The 20953-nt window shown below is 71.0% G+C and carries 12 protein-coding genes and 1 pseudogene; 6 read left to right on the top strand and 7 right to left on the bottom strand.

Annotation, left to right across the window (positions count from 1 at the left end; genetic code table 11):
- The 5 genes and pseudogenes from AC3ERT_RS35455 to AC3ERT_RS35435 all read left to right on the top strand — a co-directional run.
- Window positions 1–3760: hypothetical protein (locus tag AC3ERT_RS35455; RefSeq protein WP_435179184.1), on the top strand; the 3760-nt coding region annotated here is incomplete at its 5' end.
- Window positions 3649–3939 (top strand): annotated as a pseudogene (locus tag AC3ERT_RS35450) (hypothetical protein); the annotation flags it as partial. The gene AC3ERT_RS35455 and the pseudogene AC3ERT_RS35450, both read left to right, overlap by 112 nt.
- Window positions 3940–4012: 73 nt before the next feature.
- Entirely contained in the window at window positions 4013–4180 is a 168-nt protein-coding gene (locus AC3ERT_RS35445) for a hypothetical protein (protein WP_435179188.1), read from the top strand.
- A complete protein-coding gene (locus AC3ERT_RS35440) occupies window positions 4180–4824 on the top strand; it encodes a TIGR02679 domain-containing protein (protein ID WP_435179186.1) in 645 nt (214 codons plus the stop codon). The genes AC3ERT_RS35445 and AC3ERT_RS35440 overlap by 1 nt, the downstream gene beginning before the upstream one ends.
- 175 nt (window positions 4825–4999) lie before the next feature.
- The gene (locus AC3ERT_RS35435; RefSeq protein ID WP_435179182.1) at window positions 5000–5242 is read left to right on the top strand and encodes a DnaB-like helicase N-terminal domain-containing protein; all 243 of its coding nucleotides are present in this window, start codon (window positions 5000–5002) and stop codon (window positions 5240–5242) included.
- 179 nt (window positions 5243–5421) lie between these two features.
- Here AC3ERT_RS35435 and AC3ERT_RS35430 read toward each other — a convergent pair whose 3' ends face one another.
- The 3 genes from AC3ERT_RS35430 to AC3ERT_RS35420 form a co-directional block, all read right to left on the bottom strand.
- Window positions 5422–7782: a helicase associated domain-containing protein gene (locus AC3ERT_RS35430; protein WP_435179180.1), complete on the bottom strand. Its 2361-nt coding sequence runs from the start codon at window positions 7780–7782 to the stop codon at window positions 5422–5424.
- An 81-nt stretch (window positions 7783–7863) separates the two neighbouring features.
- The gene (locus AC3ERT_RS35425; protein ID WP_435179178.1) at window positions 7864–10872 is read right to left on the bottom strand and encodes an AAA family ATPase; all 3009 of its coding nucleotides are present in this window, start codon (window positions 10870–10872) and stop codon (window positions 7864–7866) included.
- Window positions 10872–12068, bottom strand: a complete 1197-nt coding sequence (locus AC3ERT_RS35420; RefSeq protein ID WP_435179176.1) for an exonuclease SbcCD subunit D — start codon at window positions 12066–12068, stop codon at window positions 10872–10874. Before AC3ERT_RS35420 ends, AC3ERT_RS35425 begins: the two co-directional genes overlap by 1 nt.
- 614 nt (window positions 12069–12682) lie before the next feature.
- On the opposite strand from AC3ERT_RS35420, the gene AC3ERT_RS35415 reads away from it, so the two are divergent.
- Window positions 12683–14563: an AAA family ATPase gene (locus AC3ERT_RS35415; RefSeq protein ID WP_435179174.1), complete on the top strand. Its 1881-nt coding sequence runs from the start codon at window positions 12683–12685 to the stop codon at window positions 14561–14563.
- A 558-nt stretch (window positions 14564–15121) separates the two neighbouring features.
- Here AC3ERT_RS35415 and AC3ERT_RS35410 read toward each other — a convergent pair.
- The 4 genes from AC3ERT_RS35410 to AC3ERT_RS35395 all read right to left on the bottom strand — a co-directional run bounded on the left by AC3ERT_RS35410 (window position 15122) and on the right by AC3ERT_RS35395 (window position 19860).
- Entirely contained in the window at window positions 15122–15862 is a 741-nt protein-coding gene (locus AC3ERT_RS35410) for a helix-turn-helix domain containing protein (RefSeq protein WP_435179172.1), read from the bottom strand.
- Complete coding sequence (locus AC3ERT_RS35405) at window positions 15862–18033, bottom strand: hypothetical protein (RefSeq protein ID WP_435179171.1); 2172 nt, start codon at window positions 18031–18033, stop codon at window positions 15862–15864. The genes AC3ERT_RS35410 and AC3ERT_RS35405 overlap by 1 nt, the downstream gene beginning before the upstream one ends.
- Window positions 18033–18647 carry a helix-turn-helix domain-containing protein gene (locus tag AC3ERT_RS35400; protein WP_435179169.1) on the bottom strand — a complete coding sequence of 205 codons (615 nt, stop codon included), beginning with the start codon at window positions 18645–18647 and terminating at the stop codon, window positions 18033–18035. The genes AC3ERT_RS35405 and AC3ERT_RS35400 overlap by 1 nt, the downstream gene beginning before the upstream one ends.
- Before the next feature lie 682 nt (window positions 18648–19329).
- The gene (locus tag AC3ERT_RS35395; protein ID WP_435179167.1) at window positions 19330–19860 is read right to left on the bottom strand and encodes an AAA family ATPase; all 531 of its coding nucleotides are present in this window, start codon (window positions 19858–19860) and stop codon (window positions 19330–19332) included.
- Window positions 19861–20953: the final 1093 nt, after the last annotated feature.

The raw sequence follows: 20953 nt of genomic DNA, 5'->3' as shown, positions 1-20953 counted from the left end.
GCGGATCTCTGAGCTCGAGGGCCAGTTGGACCGTGCCCGGGCGGAAGAGAAGCTGCTGCAGGGCGCCGAGCGGGCCTATCGCCGGTATGTGGAGGTGGTGGCGGTGGTCGAAGCCGCCTCGCTGATCGCGGCGAACACCCGATTCGACGCGCAGACCAGGCGTGAACGCCAGGCCGGTGAGGAGGTGCAGCAGGCCGCGGGGCGGGAAGCCGAGGCCGTGGAGCTGCTGGCCGGGACGCGGGCCGAGATCGGGGAGTTGGAGGGGCAGAAGGACGCGGCGCAGGAGGAACTGCGCGGGCACGCGGGCGCGGTCCTTCCGCAGCGCGAGGAGCGGGCGGTCGAGCTGGCCGCCGCCGCCCGCAGGGCGGCCCAGCGGGCGGACGAGGTCGGCGGCGAGGCTTCCCGGGCCGAGGGCACCGCCCGGGAGTCGGCCGGCGGCGTCCGGTCGGCACAGGGCGCTGTATCCGCGGTGTCCGGGCCGCTGCGGGTGGTGGGGGGCCGGCTGGGCGCGGATGCAGTCCTGGAGGGGCTGCTCGCCCTCGACGAGCACCTGGTGGGGGCCGAGGCCGCAGCAGTGACTGCGGGCATGGCCGACGAGGCGTGCGCGGCGCCGCTGGCGTGGGTGGACACGCGGCTTTCCCAGGTGCGGAAGGTGGAAGCCGCGCTCGGGGACCACGCCACCGCGCAGGGACTGGCAGTGGCGGCGGCCGCCGATCTGCGCGAGGCCGAAGGCGTCGAGGAGACCGACCGGGCCACGGCCCACCAGGCGGGCCGCACACGGGCACAGGCCGAGGACACGCTGCTGGAGGAGCTGCGGCAGTGGGCGGACGCGGCAGCGCAGTTGCGCGGTCCCGCCCTCGACCTGCTCGTGCGGGACGGTCGCGGCGACGGGGAGCGGTTGCCGGTGGGAAAGCTGACGGCCGGGCTCGCGCAGGTCGTGGGTGAGGCGCGGGCAAGGATCGACACAGCAGGTCACCATCGGCAGGCGGCCGCGGACCGCGCAGTGGCCGAGCAGGCAGCCGGTGTATGGGAGCAGGCACGCACGCTGTGGCAGCAGGAGCACGGCGCGGCGGAAGAGGCCGCCCGAGCGTTGCGCGATGCCCAGGACGAGGCCCGGGAACGGGACGCCGCCGAGCAGGAGGCCCGGGAACAGCACCAGGAGACACACCGGCGGCAGGCCGCACAGGCCGAGGCTGCCGTCATCCGGGCTCAGGAGGCAGCAGGCAGGGCCGGATCGGCGACCGCGGCGGCCTGGGAGCAGTGGCAGGGCCTGGCCGGCGTGTGGCGGCGCGGTACGGTCTTGATCGACGCCGGCATGGTGCCGGAGCCGGCCGGGAACGGGACCGCGGTCGATGCCGCGCAGATCGTCGCGCAGATCCAGGTGGCCCTGGAGCGGGCGCACGCAGCGGCCACCGGGCGGCTGCAGCGTGCGGTCGACACCGCCGACCAGGCGGCCGCAGCCGCGCAGGAGACGGTCCGCGACCTGGAGCGGCAGCTGGAGCAGGCCCGGCAGGCGGCGCCGGTGCCACCCGCACCGCTGTGGCGCAGCCGGCAGCCGGCGGACGGCACCCCGTTGTGGGCGCTGGTGGACTTCGCCGAACACCTGGCTGACCAGGCCAGGGATCGCATCGAGGGCGCTTTGCTGGTCAGTGGCCTGCTGGACGCACTGGTCCGCTCCGACGGGCAGGCGGTGGCGGGGGATGTGGCCCTGCGCCCAGGAGCTGCGGTGGCACCGGGGGCGAGCCTGGCGGACGTGCTGAGGCCCGACGCGCAGGGCCTGATCGCGCCCGAACGGGTCCACCAGCTGCTGCGGTCGATTCCCCTGGACCCCTCGGCGGGCGATCAGGTCACGATCGCGGTGGCGACCGCGGCCGCACCGGCCGGCTACCAGGCGCAGTTCATCGGGCGCAGCGCCCGCGAACGCGCCCGGCTCCAGCACGTGGCCGGCCTGGAGCAGCAGCTCGACCAGGCACAGGGAACGTTGCACCGGGCCCGCGACGAGGCCGCGCGCGCTCGCGCCCGGGTCGACGCCGCCGCGGTGGAGCGGGACGAGTTCCCTTCCCCCGCCGGGTGGGAGCAGGCCCGCCAGCGGTGGCAGGAACTTCTCGGGGCGCTGCAGGAGACCCGCGACCGGTCTGCCCAGGAGATCCGCCTGGCCGAACGCGCCCTGGCGCAGCAACTGCACATCCTGGACACGGCCGCCGCGCGGCGCCGCACCGCACTGGAGCTTCTGGCCCAAGAGGCACGGCACGCCGAACAGGTGGCGGCCACGGCCCTGGACGCGGCCGCCACGGCCGAAGGCAAGGCGCGGGAGGCGGACGGGGCCGCGGCCGCCAGCCACGCCGCGTGGGAGCAGGCGAAGCAAGCCCAGGCGCAGGCCGATGCCGAGCAGGCCGGTTTCCCGCTGCTGGAACCGGTCTCCTCGGCTCAGCAGCAGGAGGACGACGCGACCGAGCAGCTGCAGCACGCCATCAGGCGCACGGCCGACACGCGCGAACGGCACCGCCGGGCCGCAGAGGCCGTGCGTCAGGCGCTGCGGGCCTTGCACCGGGCCGCCGACGCCGGCGGCGGCACCGTGCTGCCCACGGATCCGAAGGCGGCCGACGCCCACCGCGAGGACACCACCGTGATGTTCCGGCAGGTCGAGGCCTGGCGCAGTGCCGCTCGGCGGGTGATCGACCTCGCGGGGCGGACACGCCAGGACGCGGCAACCGCCGGGCGCTGGCAGGCTCTGGCGGCCGACGCCGCCCGGGAGGCGGAGCAGACCGCCGTAAAGGCAAGGCGCGAGAAGGCGGCAGTGGAGGAGATGCGGCGCCTGCACGGCGCCGCGTACGAGGAGCTGCGCGCCTCACTGCAGGAGGTCACCGGTGCGCTCGACTGTGCCCGCAGGCGGGTGGAGGAGCTGCAACGCGCCAAGGAGAAGGCTGCTGCCGACGCGGCGTCGGCTAGGGCGCGGTTGGATGAGGTCGCACCGCTGCGCCAGGCGGCCGAGGAGCACCGCGATGCCTGCCTCACGCAGATGGGCCGGCTCGTCGACGAGGGCCTGGCCCTGGCCGGTGAGGACATCCCCACCGGGCCGGAAGGCCGGCCCGCGAACCTGACCGCGGGACTGGCCTGGGCCAGGCACCTGCTGGCCGACCGCCACACCGGGCCGAGCGCAGGGGTGGGGGCGGACCGGCTCACTGCGGCGACCCGGACCCGGGACAGTGCGCTGAAGGCCCTCGAGGGCGCCGCCCGCAGCGCCAACAGCACGCTGGGCCGGTTCAACCGGCAGGTCATCCTCACCAACGTGTCGGGCACCGGCTGGCAGCGTGCCGAGGTCGCCGATCCGGCCGCCGCCCGCGGCCAGGACCTGCGCACGGCGGTGGAGGCGCTGCGCGCGGCAGTCGCCCAGCTGGAGCAGGACCTGCGCGCCGACATCAAGAAAGCCATCAAGACCAGCATGTTCGCCCAGTTGCAGCGCGACGTCCAGGTCCGCCAGGACCTCGCGCAAGACCTGGTGAAACAGATCGGCCTGACTTTGAAGGACGTGCGGACCGGGGTAGCGCAGGTGGGCGTGAAGGTCGAGTGGGCGGTGCGCAAGGACGCGGACGCGCAGGCCATGGTGGAGCTGGTGAACAGTCCCCCTCGGACGAGATGTTCGAGCGGATGTATGACGTGCTGCGGCAGCGGATGGACGAATCCGTCGGGGACACCTGGGCGGACCGGGTCGCGCACACCTTCGACTACCGGGCCTGGCACGAGTGGACGATCTCGGTGACCCACCCCTCGTTCGGCGACGGAGACGGTGGCCGCTTCAAGGAGGTCAAGCCGCGCGGCGTGAACCCGCTGGAGACGCTGTCGTCCGGGGAACGGCGCCTGGCCACGATGCTTCCCCTGCTGGCGGCCGCGTGGTCGATGTACAGCGGGGATTACCACGGGCCGCGGCTGCTGTCGATCGACGAATTGGACGCGGCGTTCGACGACGTGAACCTCCGGCAGATGCTGGGACTGTTGCGCCGGTGGCAGCTCGATGACCCCAGTGATCAAGAAAGAGGCCGGGCAGGTCGTCATCCACCAGGTCGTCACCAGCGGAAAACACCGTGTCACGGTGCCGTGGCTGTGGCAGGGCCACGGCGAGGCGCAGCCGCTGACGCTGGACCTCGTCGAGGACTTCGAGAACGGGGGAACGGCCGGCTGATGGGCACGACATGGGAATGGGTCGCGGGCGATGAGGCGCTGGCCCCGCTGTGGGCCGCCGTGCACGACCGGCTGTGCGCCGGAACGGATCCGGCGGCGATGGCGAGCGTGCGCGTAGCCGGACTTCCGCCGGCCGGGGTGGCGGCGTTGCGGGCGTGGCTGGACGACGCGGGGCGGCGGCGCGGGACCTCCGCGGTGGTTGTGGACGCGGCAGGGGTGCGGGTTCCGGTGCGGGCCCTGTGCCGGGTGCTGCGGCTGGAACCGCAGGACTTGGTGGCGTTGGTGGAGCAGGCCGTGGGGCGGCCGGTGGTCGACCGCGCCCGGCAGCGCACGGTCGACGCCGCGCTGCGCCAGGATGTGTGGCAGTACGCGGCCGCACGACTGCCGGCGTGTCCGGGGCTGGTGGCGCGGATGCGCGCCACCGGGATCGGCACCGGCGAAGGCGCGCAGGTGCGCAGGCTGGTCGACGCCCTGGCCGCCGTGGCGGCACGGCTGCCTGCCGACCCGCCGGTCTCGCTTCCCAAGCTCGCCCACGACACCGCCGGTGACCCTCATTTCTTCGACCTCGACACCCTCGCCGGCAGCCGGCTTGTCACCCTGGTCGACGCCGTCCTCGGCCGGCTCCTCCCGCCTGCCTCCGTCTGATGGGGCTCGTACGCCGTGGCACACCACTGACCGCTGCCGTACGGCGGGGCGAGGCGAACCCGTCCACGGGAGCAGTGCGGCGCGGAGTGGCATCATCGACGGCCTGCGCACTGACGGCGCGCCCTGAACCGGCCCGGCGGTGCGGGCTGGTCCCCTGGCGCGAAGGAGCAGACACGTGACGAAGACCATGGTCGGTTCGCACGAGCCGCCGGACGGGCCGGAAGGCTATCTGTGCGACCCACACGCGGAGCGCGCCGTGCTGGCCGCAGTCGTATCCGGTGGCCCGCTGACGCAGCACCTCGTGTCGGTGCTGGAGGAAGGGGACTTCACCGACGCGATGCACCGGGGCATCTTCTCCGCTGCGGCAGCGCTTTCCCTGCATGCCCGCCGCATCGCCCCCCATCATCGTCATCGCTGAAGCGGGGCGCCGGGGACGCCCATTGCCAGCCGACACGGTCCATCGGCTCGCTGCAGCAGTGCCACCAGGAGCCACAGCAGTCCATTACGCGGCGATCATCCGCGATCTGACAGCCCTGCGCCGCAAGGGCACCGGCGTGAGCGGTGAGGACCTTCCTTACATTCCCTTGCGCGGATTCCTCACCGACGATGACGTGTGATCGCTGCCCGGTCGAGTGCAGCCGGTAACTGAGGTCCACCAGGGCCTCGTTGGGGGGACTCCTGTTTGGCCCAGCGCATCCCCAGCGCGCTCAGAGCATCCGCGTGCTCGGGGGGGAGCGTGGCGTGGCGGCGGCGTTGGTTGCTGATCCACTGGCCGAGGCGGACGGGTCCTTCCTCGGTGTGCTCGGTGTGGCGCTGCGGGACCTCGAGGTGGCCCTCGCGGGCGTGGAATGCGGCGGCCGCGGCCAGCATCTCCTGGAAGGTGGGGCGGCGGCGTGCCCGGGATGCACCGGGTTGCTGGGGCGGGGCGTGCGGTGTTTCGAGGTCGGCCAGGAGGCGCTGCTGATGCGGGTGGAGGCGCTCACGGTGGGTGCGCTGGGTGTGCAGCCACTGCATGAGTCGCGCGCCGTCGGGGGCCTGTTCCAGGGCGGTGCCGGCCTGCAGGTGGTGGTGGAGGGTGCGGTAGGTGCGTTGCCAGGTCTGGGACCAGGGCGGGTTCCACCAGGGGTCGAGAGCGGCCAGGGCCGCAGTCCGCTCGGCGATGAGCCGGTCGGCGCGGAAGCGCTGCGTTGCCAGCCAGCGGCCCAGGGGGAAACCGTCGTGCTGCTCGTCGACGGGGGCGGCGAGGTGACCGTGTTCTTCGGCCCAGGCGGTGGCGTGGGCGTGTCCGCGGTCCCATGCCTGGCGATGGGGCTCCCAGATGATGCCGAGGCGTTCCAGGGCGGCGGTGCGAGCCGGACCGAGGGCGCCTGTGGTGTGCAGGTGGCGTTGCCAGGTCAGCCATCGGCCCAGCGGGTAGCCGCTGGTGTCCTCGAATGCCTGAGGGACGTCGAGATGGTGGTGGGTACGGTGGTAGCGGCGGGCGGCTGCAAGGCCTGCGCGCCACTCGGCGCTCTTGGGGGCCAGGACGCGAAGCGAGAGGGCCAGGGCGATCTCGTCGCTGCGGACGGGGTGGTCGAAGCGCAGCCATGCGTCGGGGTCATCGGTGGGCCCGGTCAGGGAGGGACGGTCGGTACGGGGGTCGGCCAGCCGCGCTTCGAGGCGGTCGTCGTGCGCGCGCAGGGCCTGAAGGGTCTTCCACAGCGGGGTGTAGGCGTCATTGTTGATCAGGTCGTCGATGTCTTCGCCGGGGGTGGTGTAGACGGGGACGATCAGGGTGGCTTTCTTAGCTGCGCCGGGGGTCTGGCGCAGGGCGCGGCCGACGGCCTGGACGGTGTCGACGGGGCTGTCCTTGGGGTCGGTGAAGGCGATGGCGTCGATGGCGGGGACGTCGATGCCCTCTCCCAGGACGCGGGCGTTGGAGAGTACTGCGGTGGAGCCCTTGGGGTGTTGGGCGAATTCCATGAGCAGGCGGCGGCGGACCTGCGGGGTGTGGTCGCCGCTGATCCACTGCGCCCACAGTCCGGCCGGCTGGAGGGTGCCGGGGAGGCAGTGCGCGGTGTCGGTGAGTGTGGTGGCGAAGGCTCTGGCGTCGGCGACGCGGTGGTGGAAGGTCAGGACTCGGCGCAGGTGGTGGTCGGCGATGGCGCGCAGGACGGCGACCTGGCGCCCGGCCAGGCGCACGCCGTCGGCGCCGGCGCCGGGTCCAGTAGCGAGCCAGTCACGCAGGTCTTTGTCGGTGACGACGGGGACGAGAATCTGGTAGTCGGCCAGCAGTCCGAGGTCGATGGCGTCGGACAGGGTCAGCCGGTAGGCGACGGGACCGAAGACGGCTTCGTCGTCCATGGAAGCGACCGGCTCGTCGGGCCCTTCGTCGCTGCCGTCGTCGCGGTCCCAGACACGGGGGGTGGCGGTCAGGTAGAGGCGGCGGGCGGCGGGGATCTGGTCGTCGTGGTGGATGGCTGACCACGCTTTGCCCAGGCGGCCGGCGGTGCGGTGGGCTTCGTCGACGACAACCAGGTCCCAGGCCGGCAGGTTGAATGCCTGGTGGGCGGAGGCCACGGCGTGCAGGGAGGCGTAGGTGGCGTACACGGTCACCGGGCCCGCAAGATCACCGGGCAGGCGCGCGGCGAGTTCCTGTGGGGAGGTCGTCATGGGGGTGTCGCCGCCGACCGGGTCGTGATCCAGGGCCTGGCGGGCGGAGCACACCGCGGCTGCGGGCCCCTTGCGGCCGGCGGCCCGCCACACCCGGGCGGTCTGGGCCAGCAGGTCGAGGGTGGGGACCAGGACCAGGACGCGGCCGCGGGGTGTCAGGCGGGTGGCGGTGCGGGCGGCGATGAGGGTTTTGCCGGTGCCGCAGGCGGCGATGACCGCGGCGCGGGGCTGTTCGCGCAGGACGGCGGCGGCGGCGGCGACAGCTTCCTTCTGGTGAGGCCGGAGCTCAATGTCGGAAAGGGCCATGACGAGTGTGCCGCTCCGGTGTGGGGTCGGGCCGGGGTCTGACGGGCCAAGGAGGCAGGGTGTTGCCCCCTTGGGCTCAGGCTATTCGGCTGCTTCGGTCAGGTGGGCGAGGGTGGATCCGGTGAGGCCCTTTCGAACGTACAGGCGCTGGGTGATACGGCGGCGCAGTTCCGGGACGTGGCTGATGACGCCGACAGTACGGTCGTGGGCGCGCAGGGAGTCCAGGACGTCGAGGACCTTGTGGAGGGTGTCGTCGTCGAGAGTGCCGAAGCCCTCATCGATGAAGAGGGTGTCCAGGGGGTTGCCGCCGACTTCATGGGTGACGACATCGGCCAGGCCGAGGGCAAGGGACAAAGAGGCGAAGAAGGATTCGCCGCCGGAGAGGGTATCGGTCTTGCGGGGGCGGCCAGTCCAGGCGTCGGTGATTTCCAGGCCGAGGCCGGAGCGGGCGCCGTGGGCGGCTTGGTGGTCGGAGTGGCGCAGAGTGTAGCGGCCCTCGGACATCAGGCCGAGGCGGGTGTTGGCAGCGGCGACGACCTGTTCGAGGCGTGCGGCCAGGACGTAGGCCTCCAGCTGCATGCGGACCCGGGCGCTGGTTGAGTTGCCGGTGGCCAGGTCGGCGAGGTGGCGGGCGGTGCTGTGGGCCTTATCCAGTGCTTCCAGTCGCTCAACAGCCTCGCCCAATGTGGCGGCGAGGTCAGTGAGCTCCGTGGTGCGGGCCTGGGCGTTGCCGGCGGTGGCGGCTGCTTGGACGTACTGGTCGTCTGCGGCGCCGCGTCGGACCGCTGCGGCGTCGACGTCTGCGGGCGGCTGGGCAGCGGCCTGCTGCAGGGCGGGGTTGTCGAGGACGGCTTGGTGGGTGGCGCGGGCCTCGCGCCACTGGTTGATCTCTTCTTCGATGTTGCCCAGGTCCTCCTCACTGAGCAGGGCCTGCTCAGCGGCGGCCAGGGTGTCAAAGCCCTGGGTTGAGGCGGCGGCCGTGGCCTCGGTGGTGCGGGTGTCGCGGGTTTCCGCAGCGATGGCGGCGGCGCGGGACGCCTCGGCGGCCTGCTTGAGGTGGTCGGCGGTGCGGGTGAGCTCGTCAATACGGGCTGCGAGGGTGGGGGCGGTGCCGCGGGCGTCGTCGAGTTTCTTGGTGAGCTCGGCCTGCCGCTGGGACTGGGTGTCGTAGGTGGCGTTGCGGGCGGACAGGCGGGCGGTGGCGAGGTTGAGCTGCTGGGTCATGGCGGAGTGTTCGCGGTCCATGGCGAGGAGTTCCTCGTCGGCGGCCCCCCGGTCTGCGGCTCGCTGGAGGGCGTCGGTCAGCTGCGTGGTGAGGGCCTCGTGTTCGGCCGTGAGGTCGGCCAGCGGGGTGTCGCCGGCTTCGCCGGTCGCGGTGGCAGCGTTCTCGCGCAGCTGCTGCAGTTCGCTGGCGATCGCGTCGCGCTGCTGCTGGGCTCGCTGGTGGGTCTCCTCCGCGGCTTGTTCGTCCTCGCGGGTGGGCTGCCCGTCGAGAGCTGCGGCGAGGGCCGGGTGGGAGCACGAGCCGCAGACCGGGCAGGGCGCGCCGTCGGTGAGGCTGGCGGCGAGTTCGGCGGCCATGCCCTCGGTGCGTCGGCGGCGGATATCGATGTGGTCCTGGGCAGCCATCTCGGTGGTTTGCTGAGCGGCGGCCAGGCGCTGTTCGGTGGCGGTGATCTGCGCGAGGTGGGCGTCGCGGCGTTCGGCGGCCTCCACGCGCGAGGTCAGGGTCTCCAGCTGATCCCGGTGGCGGCGGCCCTCTTCCTCGGCCTGGCGGGCGGTTTCCCGGCGGGCATCCAGGGCGGCGCGGTGGGTGGTCTCCTGTTCGAGCCAGTTGCGGGCGGTGTGCTGCTGGACGGTGAAGTCCTGCCGCTCGGCGTCGATCCGTTCCAGGTCGGCGGTGAGTTGGCGAAGGTTGGTCTCTTCGGGGAGCAGGGTGCCCAGCACAGCGACGTCGTCGCGCATGCGTTGCCCGGCCGTTGCGAGGTCAGCTGCCTGGAGTGTGGCGTGCTCAGGGAGCAGCCGGCTTCGGGCGGCGCTTTCGGTGTCCTGGGCGTGGGTGTGGTCGGTGCGGGCGGTGCTGGCGGCGTGCAGCAGCGGCGCGAGCTGCTGGGCGCGTCGGGCCTGCTCGCGGCGCCGGCCCAGGGCTTCTTGGTGAGGGGTCTGCTCGTGCAGCCTGTCCAGTTCCGAGCGGGCGGCGGCATGGGTGGTCTGCTGCTGATGCAGGACGCGCGTGGCGGCTTCCAGGATCTGGTGCTCGGCCTGGTTCTTCTTTGCCTTCTCGGCGTCGGCCTGGGCTGTGAGGGCGTCGGCCTGGCTTGCCTGGATCAGGTCCTGGGCCCAGACAAGGGCAAGGTCGGTCAGGGCGTGCGGGATGTCGGGGGTGGGGGCGTCGTGCTCGGATTTCAGGTCCGGTCCGGCAGCCTGGTGGATGCGGGCCGCCAGATGCAGCACTTCGTCGCGGGCGGCGTCGCGGTTCTTCTGGGTGGTGCGGCTGTGGTCGTTCAGCCAGCGTTCGATCTGCGCGTACCGGTCGGTGTGGAAGAGCTTGCCCAGCAGTTCGCGGCGCTGGGGCGCGGCGGCGTAGAGGAACTTGGTGAACTCGTTCTGGGGCAGGAGGACGACCTGGCAGAACTGGGTCCGGCTCATGCCGAGGAGGTCTTTGATCTCCTTGCCGGTTTCCTGATGGGAGCTGCTGGAGGGTTCCCAGTGGCCCTGGCCGAGGGAGTCGGTCGTCCACCGCTGGAGCCGGGTCTCGGCCTTGTGGACGGTCTCGCCCGTACCGCTTCGCTTGGGGCGCGTCTGCTGGGGTTCGCGTTCGATGCGCAGCCGGTGGCCGGCGATGGTGACGTCCAAGGTGACCTGGGTGAGCAGGTCGGCCGGGGCGTGGTGGCTGCGCAGCAGAAGGTCGCGTTCGACCGGGGGTTCGCCGTACAGGGCGAAGCAGATGGCGGTGAACAGGGTGCTCTTGCCGGCGCCGGTGTCGCCGTGTAGGAGGAACAGGTTGTCGGCGGACAGCGCGTCGAAGTCGACGGTGTGGGTGCCGGCGAAGGGGCCGAAAGCCTGCAGGGTGAGGTGGTGCAGGCGCATCAGACGATTTCCTTCTGCAGTTCGTTCACGCGGGCGGAGTCGACGGCCTGCTGGAGCAGGGCGTGTTCGTCGGGGGTGGGGCCGGTGCCGCGCATGTCGGTGATGAAGTCGCAGGCGATGTCGAGTTCGCTGCGGCCGCGGAGACGTTCGGTGTAGGTGGGGGTGCCGGTGGCTTGGGCAGGGATGAAGGCGCGCTGGTGCTTGAGGCTGAGTGTGTGGGGGAAGCGGCGGCGCAGCCGGGCCATGGCCTCGAACGGCAGGGCCGTATCGGTGAGGGTGACCTCGAGCCAGGCGTCCTTGAGTGGTTCGTGGGCGGGATCGGTGAGCAGGTCGTCCAGGAGGCCTTCGACGCGTTCCAGGCGGTGGGGGGTCTGGCAGGGCAGGCGGGTGACCGTGGGGGCCGTGCCGGGGGTGAGGTCGACCAGTGTGAAGGATTTGACGTGGTCGGCTTCGGAGAAGGAGTAGGGCAGCGGGGAGCCGCTGTAGTGGACGCGGTCGGTGACCCTCTGGGGGCCGTGGAGGTGGCCGAGGGCGACGTAGTCGATGCTGTCGAAGACGTCGGCGCCGACGTGGGCGACACCGCCGACGCTGATGTCGCGTTCGCTGGCCGACTCCTCCGCTTGGGATTCATCGTCCTGACCGGTGCCGGGGGTGACGAAGGCGTGGGCGATGACCACCGAGCGGGTCCCGGGCGGCTGCCGGTTGGTGAGATCGGAGTGGACCCGGTCCAGGGCCGCGGTCAGCACCGCGGTGTGCGAGGTGGCCTCCGCCTCCAGCTGGCCGCGGACCATCGATGGCTCGAGGTAGGGCACCCCGTACACGGCGACCGGTCCGTGCTCGTCGGTCAGGACGACGGGGACGTCGCAGGTGGCCGGGTCGGTGAGCAGGTGGATCCCGGCGCGGGCGAACAGCCCGGAGCCGACGCCGAGGCGGTGGGCCGAGTCGTGGTTTCCGCTGATCATGACGATCGGTATCTCGAGGTCGGCGAGCTGGTGCAGGGCCCGGTTGAACAGGCGTACCGCGTCCAGGCCGGGGATGGCCCGGTCGTAGATGTCGCCGGCCATCAGGATCGCGTCGACGTTCTCGGCGCGGGCCGTGTCGTTCAGGTGATCGAGGAAGGCGCTTTGGGCGGGGATCAGGTCTTCTCCGTGGAACCGGCGGCCCAGGTGCCAGTCCGAGGTGTGCAGAAACCGCATGATGACGAACCGTAGCGACCACAGCGCCTATCTGACGCCACTTCACTGAAAATCTTCCTTACTTATGAGTAGATGATATGAGATAAGGAGATACATTTTCTTCCTGCGGCTCGCTACGTGACGCCGCACGGTCACGGCGTCGCCGCCGAGGAACCGAGGCCGCAAGGCGCGGTCGGCCGGCACAGGCAATCGCGGGCACGAGCAGACGCTCCCACCCGCCGCTACTGCGACACACCACCCGAAACCGGCCGACGGATAAGGCCGCTGATGGCCCGACAGTTGCCCCAGGGACCCGAGGGTCGCGACCGCCCGGGCCATAGCGCAGCCGACTGCCCGGGTACCCGCCACGAGCCACAAGCCGCCCCATGAGCCGATGATCCTAGTGACCATCAATCCCGCCGAGGAGCGTTTCGGTAAAGGATGCTTCGACCAACGATGTGGCGTTTTGAGCGAACGGCGGTCCGACGGCGTGCAGAGTTCGCGCAGTAGACCGCGATGACTCCGCGGACCCTCTAGGATGGGGCGCTCGGAACGAAGGCTCGCAGCATCTGAGTGAGCGTCAGGTATGTGCTCGGGCGGGGGTGTCCGGGCGGGGGACGGGAAGCGGTCGCGCAGTGCACTTGAACAGCTTCAGCGTCAGCGGCTTCCGTTCATTGACCGAGGTCGAGGGCATCCCCGTGAGCAAGCCGACCATCCTCGCCGGGCACAACGACGGCGGCAAGAGCGCCCTGCTCGACGCGCTGGCCTTCCTGCTGGGCAAACGCTCCCTCTCCGAGGCCGACCGCACCTACCTGGCCAGCGCCGACGGCAGCGGGCTAGGAGCGCCGGGGCGGTGCGAAAGCACCAACGTGTCCGGCATGTTCACCCTCGACCCTTACGAGCAGGACCAGTTCGGTCTGCCTCCTCAGGTGAAGCTGCGCAGGACGGGCGGGGAGGACCTCGTCACCAGACTGGAGATATGGGGGTCGGTCCCGGACGACGAGCGGCTGCACGACCTGTCCAAGCTGCTGGTGCCGGCGTTGAAGGAGTTGGTGGAGGAGTTCGCGCTCACTCCCCCATCCCCGCGCAGGGCAGACCTGGTACGAGCCCTGCATGAGTACGGACATGCACACGCCAGTGCCGAGAACTGGCTGCCCGTTCCACCGGGACTGGACAAGCGCATGCCGCGGTTCCTGCCGTTCGACGGCAAGGCGGCCCGGCCCGACGACGCGGTCAAGACCGCTCTGATCGACCGGTTCCAGAGCCACATGGAAGACCCGGACCTCAAAGGCAAGCTGGCTTCCATCGAGGATGAGGTCAAAGACCGGCTGCGGATCGACGCCAAGTCACTGTGCGACCACATCCAAAGCCGCTGCCCCGATCTGGCAGAGGTCTTCGTCGAGCCCGACGTATCCTTCCAGCAGGGGTTCCGCGCGGCGCCCCTGCGCATCGCCCGCATCGCCGGTGAGGCGGTGGGCCTGGAGCGGTCCGGACTGGGAAGCAACCGGCGCGTGTCGCTGGCCATCTGGGAATGGACCAGCGAACTGCTGGCCGAGGAAGAGGACATCTCTCCCGCCGCGGACTTGACCGACGGCGAAGTGCCCGAGCCGCCCCCGGTGCAAACAATCGTCGTCTACGACGAACCCGACACACACCTGGACTACACCCACCAGCGCAAGATCATGCAGCTGATCCGGGACCAAAGCGCCATCCCCCACGTCAGCGTGCTGGTCGCCACGCACTCGATGAACCTCATCGACGGCGTCGACATCTCCGACGTGGTGCACTTGAAACTCGACAACCACCGCACCGTGGTGGAGCGCCTGGGCGCCGGGCTGCTCGGAGACCACATCGATGCACACCTGGGCAAGATCGCCGCAGCGGTCGGCCTGCGCAACTCCGTACTCCTGCACGAGCGCTGCTTCCTGGCCGTGGAGGGCGAAACCGAACAGCGTGCCTTCCCCTTGCTGTTCCGGCTGTGCCAGGGACTGTCCCTGCAGGCCGCCGGCATCGCGCTGTGGGCCTGTTTCAACAACGAAGGCGCCCTGCACCTCGCACGGTACCTCGCCCAGCACGGGCGGACGATCATGCTGGTCGTCGACGCCGACAGCCGCAACGTGAGCAAGGGCATCTTCAAGACCCCCAAGCTCGACCAGTTCTTCGCCCCCGACCCGCAGCGGTACGTCAAGTTCCTCGGCGAACCCGACCCGGAGGCCGCGGGCCAGGAAAAGTACACCGAACTCGAGGAACTCTTCGAGGACGAGGTGTGGGCACGCGTCGCCAACCAGATCTGGGCCAGGAACGAGGGAAGCTGGCAAGCGGCCGACTTCACCAGCCTGCGCGGTCAGGGCAAGTTCAGCGGGGCAGTACAGCAACTGCTCCAGGAGCAGAGCCCCACCGGCCCGGGCGGAAAGCCCGAGATGATGTACGAGCTCGCGATGGCCCTGGAGGATCCCAACGACGTTCCCGAACAACTGCGGAACGTTTTCGCAGAGCTCAGGACGCTAGCCGGATGAAACCGCTCCGCAGGGCCTGACCTCCGCCGGCCTGCGGACGACCCTTGCCACGACGTGCCCACATCCGCTCCTTGCGCTGCTCCAGCGTCGGCGCGGCCCATTCGTGCCATCCGACCGGAGGCTTCCATCGCTGCATGTGCTCACGCTGCTCGATCCCACACCACCGGCAACCGCTGGGCGCAGGTATCCGCAGGTCAGAACCGTCAGTGGACATCGCCACTCCCTTCCCCTGCACGCATTCTGCCCTCCACCACTGACATCACCCGTCCGGGCGGAGAGTCTCGCGAAGGCCGTGCGGACGCAGTTGAAAGCAGGACCGCCCCTCCTGACCACGGTGCAGCACAGCAGCCATTCCTGCGAACGAGGAACACCCCGCAAGGCGAGGGACCCCCCAAACGGAGCCCTGGTGCCCGCCGGGAAGAACAGCGCCGGCGTTCCGCTCCCCCAGCCAGTCCCCAGTACCAGGCCCCCCGAGCACGCTCACCGCCCGTGTTCGTTTCCACATACATGCACCCAGGCCAGCGCAGACAGTCACAACGGCGCTCTGGCCCTGGAGGATCAGCGCGCCCGCCAGGTGCGGATCTCCAGGTGAATAATGCGGGCGCTGGGGTGAACACGGCCGGTCTCGACGAGGAAGGCGTGCACGGCGGCGGTCACGTCCCCGCCGGCTGCGTCCACCCGGGCGGCGAATTCGGCCGCATCAAAGCCGCCGGTGTGGGCGGAGCCGTAGGAACGCTCCTCGGTGTGGTCGGCGCGCTGGATGACGCTTCGCCGGATGCCGGGCGAGTCGGTGCGTGAGCCTGATGGGTGGATGTAGCCGGTCTTGGCCACGCGGACGGTGAAAGCCAAGCGCAGTCCGAGGCGGGCAGCTTCTGCGATCAGGGGACGCAGCCGGGCGGAGCCGGACGCGATGGCTTGGGCTCCGGCGCGGCCGGTGCCAGTGCCGGCGGGGGTGATCAACACTGCTTTGGTCCGGACGCGTGCGCGGCTTCCGGAGGCGGTGGTGCGGCGCGTGACGTGGGGGGCAGCGATGGCGGCGAGCTCTTCACGGTCGCTGATCCCGCCGGCCACGGCGCGCTCGATCTGGGTGAGGGCGGGAACGAAAGCCGCGCCCTTATTGCGGGTGGCGAACTGGGAGATCAGGGAGGGGTCGCGGCCGAGGATTCGGGCGATGTCGGCTTTGGTCAGGCCGGCTTGCTGGAGGCGGGCGGTGATGCGTGCGGCCTCGTTCAGGTCCCTGCCGGTCGGGCCGGTGCGGGAGGTGCCTGCGGCGGCTCGTCGGCGGTTGCGCGGGGGCATCAGGCGGGTGCTCCGGTGAGGGCGGTGCGGCCAGCGTCGCGCAGAGCGAGGAGTTCTTCCTCGCTGGTCGGGGCGACGACGGGGCCGGTGAGGTGGCCTTTGAGGAGGTAATCGCCGGGCTGGCGATGGTAGGGCCAGGGGTGGGTGCCGGTGAGGTAGAGGGCGTCGGTGCGGAAGGCGACGACGGTTCCGGTGGGAACGTGCAGGGCGCCGGCGAAGGCGCCCTCGTCGCGGTGGCGCTGGATGAGCAGGGCGGCGCGGGCGGCGGACCAGATCGCGGCGGACCATTCGGGGTGGGCGTTGGAGTCGCGAGAGAAGCCGGTGGGTTTTTGCCAGGTGATCTGCTGGTCGTCGAAGCTGATGATCTCCGCGTCCGCGGGGACGTCGCGTTCCAGGGCACGGGGGGTGGTGCCGGTGACCATGCGGGGCCGCTGGGCGAAGGACCCGATCCCGTACAGCAGGATGGCGCGCACCGCCCGGGAGGCCAGGTGCGCGGCTCGGGCCTGGCGGGGGTCGGTGTGCAGGGCCGCCTGGGCGTCGAGGGCAGCCCAGGCGTCCTTGAGGTTTTTCGCCCAGTCGTCCAGGGGTTTGCCCTCCTCCCACAGGATGCCGTCGAGGATCTCGATCTTCCAGGGGCTGAGTGGGTTGGTCAGGGCGGTGTGGACTTCCGGTCCGCCGGCCCAGGTGGTGAAGGTGGTGCCGGGGGTGGCGGGGTAGTGCCAGGCGCGGTCGCCGGGAGCCGGGGCTGGCAGCAGCCCGACGTGGTCCCAGCTTTCGGGGACGGCGGCGCGGATGTGCCAGTGCCCGCAGCCGAACAGGGCCCTGGCCTGTTCTTTGTCCGACCACGAGTGGAAGGTGGCCGCGGTGATGCGGCGCGGGGTGCCGACCGGGGACTTCCAGGTGTGTTTGGCGTAGGCGAAGGTCCGGTCGTATTCCACCAGGGCGGGCAGTTGCTCCGGCACTTGGGGGGTGGTCGCGGGGGTGAGGAGTTCGTTGCGGCCTTGGCCTGCGGTGGCGTGCATCAGGCCGCGCAGTTCCTCGGAAAGCACGGGATAGCCCTCGGCGTACTGGCCGCGGGTGGGGATGGTGCGGGTCCACAGGTCCCGGCCGGTCTGGGACGGTGAGCCCATGACGACGGCGTCGGGCCAGTGGCGGCGCAGGTTCTTCCACAGCAGCACGAACGCGTCGCGGACGGTGGCGGGGTCGGCGCCATCGGGGTCGAACCACTCCCCTACCGAGCGGATCTCGACGTGTCCCTCGCCGTTTTCGCGCATGTAGCGGCCGACGGGGTTGCGGGCATGGACGAAGTGACCGGCCATCCGGTCCTGGCCGCGTCCGGTGTCGGTGCGCCAGCCCGGGGTGGGGGCGTTCAGCCAGGCGGCGACGGCGTCTTTGAGATAGGGATAGCGGGCGGCGTCGCGGTGCCAGGGATCGCCTGCGGTGATGTAGATCCGCTCGACCGGGCCAGGCACAGTCAGCGAGACGGCGTTGAGGATCTCGCCGGCGCTCGCGCCCGCGAGATCGATGCGGATGGTCTGGTCGCGATGTGCCAGGACCCCGGTGGCAGTGTCGAGGAAGACCGTCGCCCTGGCCTGCTGGGTGAAGTTCGGCCGGGTGGACGCCAGACCGCTGACATGCCCGAACCAGGCTGGTCCCGCGTCGGGGGGGATCGACGGCAGCAGGCGCGGCTGCTGCGCGGCAGGCTCGGGTGCATCAGCCGGCGCGGGCCGGGCGGTGAACTCGGCCGGCGCCGCGCTGGGCGCGAGGGCGGCCTCGGGGCGTGCCTCGGCCAGCGGGGACGACGGCGCGGGCGCGACGACGGTTGCGCTCGGGGCGGGTACGGGCGGGGCCACGGCCTGCTGCTGGGCGCCAGCGGTGGCAGCAGGCACACAGAGCGCGGCAGATGCGTGGTTCCCCTGGCTGGTTGCTGAGGTCGTGGGAGCGGCCAGGGTGCCGGGGGTCAGATCCGGCGCAGCGGCTACGACGTCGGCGATGCTCAGCCCGGCAGCGGGAGCGATCTGCTCGGCCTTGGCCTTGGTGTGGCTGGCCAGGGCGTTGATCTGCTTGTCCCGGCGGGCTTCCAGCCGGTTCAGGGCGGTGCGGGCCTTCTTGATGTCCTCGCGCAGGCTTCGCAGTTCGGCCAGGCCGGCCTTGTAAGCGGACACATCCATCAGGGCTCCTGGCTGGTGATGGCAGTAGGGCGGGTGCGGATATAGGCCACCGGGCCGCCGGAATGGGACGGGAGCGCAGCGCCGAGCAGCCGGCTCGCCGCTTGGCGTCCGGACCGGGTGGGTGCGGTGAGGTGCGTGACGGGGGTGACCAGGTCGGTGACGTAACCGGCCAGAACGGCATCGGGAAAGCTGTGCCGGCCCTGACTGTCTTTCGCCCACTGTTGCAGGCCGCTGAGGACGGCGACCACGTAACCGGACAGGGTCACCGGCAGGATCTGTCCGGCTGCCACACTCGCCGGATTGCACCGCCACCGCCCCTGCAAGGCAGCCAGCAGCTCATCGGGAGGCAGGGACGCAGAGAAGCCTTGTGTCTGCTCACTTTGCTGGCGGGTCGCCGGGGCGACGTCGGCGCGGAGCACGGCTATCTCCGGTACCTGCAGGTGCGCCAGGTCCGCCACAGGGCGGTCCTTCAGTGCGAGGACCACCTCCAGCGGCACCATTACCCGCACGCCGCGACGGGCTGTCCCCGGGATCAGACCCGCGTGGATCAGGCGACGGAAGGTGGTCACCGCGCAGTCGAGTTCCGCAGCCGCCTGACCGGTGGTCAGCAACACACCGGCTTCCCTTCCTCCGACGCCGCTCGGTCACCGCAAGCGTAGGAAGCATGCACCTAAACCGTCAACCCGACTCTGATATCTGATGAAGGACTGCACCTGTTCGCTCTCCCCCTGGCTAGCACAACGTTCCTGCGGGCCGAGGAACACTGCCCCAGCCGAGGGCACGTACCGGGCAGCCATGTGGCCCCGCGCTGAGCCCTTGGCCAGATCGCAGAGGGGGCCGAGTGGAGTCCCCTCCCCGTCAAGAACGCGTGCCGCGCGCCGGCGGGCTGACGTCGGAGCGGCTCTCGGAAGCAGTGAAGGCAAGGCCAGAAGCTCAGACCTGGTCAGTGGAGGTTGGGGCCATACAGGCTCTGGCCTCGGAGGAACGGCTTGAGGTCGTCGGGGCGGGGTTCTGGGAGGGAGGGGAGCCGGAGCCGCTGGGCCATCAGCTGGAGCTGAGCTACGTGCCGTGTGGCCCAGTCGATCCATGCGTCGGCCTGGGCCTTTACCGGCCCCGGTGGGAGGGATCCGGCATGCGCGCGAGCGGCATCGAGATACTCACCCAGGTGGTTCGCGCGGCGCCAGGCGGCCTCCTGCGACTCCAGCTCCCTGATTCGGTAAGCCTCGGCGTACTCGGGGGATCTTGACCCAGGAGTATTTCTTCGCCTCGGCCAGCTCCTTCTCGGTCGGAATGTGCTCAGCGCGGTCCTGTTCTTGAACGACGAGAAGTCGACGCTTTGCCCCTGGGCGGTGACCGTGAAGTGGGATCGAGAGCTGCGGCGGCGGTGCGGGGGCGGTGCCGGATGAACTCGAAGCACTCACGGCTAAACTGCTGGGCCTCGTCACAGACCAGCACGTAGGGGCGGCGTGCCAGGCAGCGCTTGAGGAGTTGGTCGAACTCGCTAGGGCAGGCGGGGGGCTTGCCCTCCAGGTGCAGAGCGTCGAACAGTTCCATGCGGATGTCGCGGGGGGTGGGGCGGGAACGGAACTGCAGCAGCAGCACGAGGTCCGGTGCGACTTCCTTCAATGCCGCCCGCACCGAGAACGTCTTGCCCAGTCCTGCGTCACCGTAGATACACGACATGGCGCGGGCGTCGATGGTGTCGGCGATGTTCTCGCCAGCTTCCAGCAGCGCCTCGGTGGCCACGATTCGGGCAGAGGCAAGGCCGAGGTAGAAGTCGGGATCGCCCTCGTCGGTGGCGACAGCGGTCACGGTAGCGGTGGCCACTGTAGCTCCTTCGGGTACGGATGGAGAGGCTGCCGGGAGTTCGGGGTCTGTGTGAGGGGGCTGAGGTGATGGGTCGCGGGAGGGGACGGCCCGGGCGACCCCCAGGAAGGCGCAGCCGGCGGCGTCGAAGACGTCGAGTGCGTCCGGTGTTGCGAGGCGTGTGCGGACGCAGATTTTGCTGCCGGCTTGGACGGTGAAAGTGGCGGTGTAGGTGCGGCGCTGGAAGAGGATGTGGCCGCCCAAGCTGATGGTGCGCGCCGCGCCAGGCGGAGTGGCGGGCGTCATTGGCTGTCCTGGCCGGCCGTGTCGGAGGGGGCGGGGATGGCCCAGCGGGCTCCGGGAGTCAGGCGGCGGGGCATGTAGCCAGCGGGCACGCCGTCGTCCTCCTTGATGCGGGCTCGGGGGGCTGCGCCGAGTTCAGCGGCGGCCTGCTTGCGGGTCATGGTTCCGGCCTGGCACAGATGACGGCACGATCAGCCCGGAAGAGCAGAAGGCCGACCTCGTCGAGCTGCTCGACTACCTCACCGGCCGCCCGCGCACGACACCGAAGGATCGCCCGCAGCAGCTACGCGATCTGGCAGCCCACTGGGCCCACGCCTTCACACGTCCCGCCGACGAGGCTGCCGTACGCAGCGCACACCTCGCATACGCCGAAGACGGCACCGTCCTGCAGGCGCACCCCGCCGTCGAGGAATACTCCTGGAGCGGCAGCGGCCACGACTGCTCCCTCGATGCCCCGGCCGGCCTGGTCCTGCCCTGCTCATCGCTCCTGGCCGGCAGCGGCCTGCAGCGCGACCCTGACAACGGCGACTGGTACACCCCCGCCGGTGCCCTGACCGTACGCGCAGCGCACGGCTACCGCCCGACCGGCGAAGTCACCACCCTCCTCGTCCGCCGCGACTGGCTCGAACAACGCCTGGCCGCGCTCGGCATGCGCCTGGTGCTAGGCCTGTTCGGCGAACGCCAGCCCTGTACCACCGACCGCCTCCGCCAGTGGCGCGAGTACTCCCAGACCGCCGGACTCGAACCCGGCAAACCCCTCACAGCGACTCCGCGCATCACGACCGTCCGTCACAACACCGACGGCTGAATC

This window comes from Actinacidiphila sp. bgisy145, from assembly GCF_057708125.1.
The sequence above is the reverse complement of the archived record's forward strand: the minus strand, read 5'-3'. Positions and strand labels throughout refer to the sequence as shown.

Bases quoted from the DNA above. Each gene is read 5' to 3' on its own strand.
- AC3ERT_RS35410 (WP_435179172.1), bottom strand. From the start codon at position 15,862: ATGCCCCCGCGCAACCGCCGACGAGCCGCCGCAGGCACCTCCCGCACC.
- AC3ERT_RS35425 (WP_435179178.1), bottom strand. From the start codon at position 10,872: ATGCGCCTGCACCACCTCACCCTGCAGGCTTTCGGCCCCTTCGCCGGC.
- AC3ERT_RS35430 (WP_435179180.1), bottom strand. From the start codon at position 7,782: ATGGCCCTTTCCGACATTGAGCTCCGGCCTCACCAGAAGGAAGCTGTC.
- AC3ERT_RS35420 (WP_435179176.1), bottom strand. From the start codon at position 12,068: ATGCGGTTTCTGCACACCTCGGACTGGCACCTGGGCCGCCGGTTCCAC.
- AC3ERT_RS35445 (WP_435179188.1), top strand. From the start codon at position 4,013: ATGACCCCAGTGATCAAGAAAGAGGCCGGGCAGGTCGTCATCCACCAG.
- AC3ERT_RS35440 (WP_435179186.1), top strand. From the start codon at position 4,180: ATGGGCACGACATGGGAATGGGTCGCGGGCGATGAGGCGCTGGCCCCG.
- AC3ERT_RS35405 (WP_435179171.1), bottom strand. From the start codon at position 18,033: ATGGATGTGTCCGCTTACAAGGCCGGCCTGGCCGAACTGCGAAGCCTG.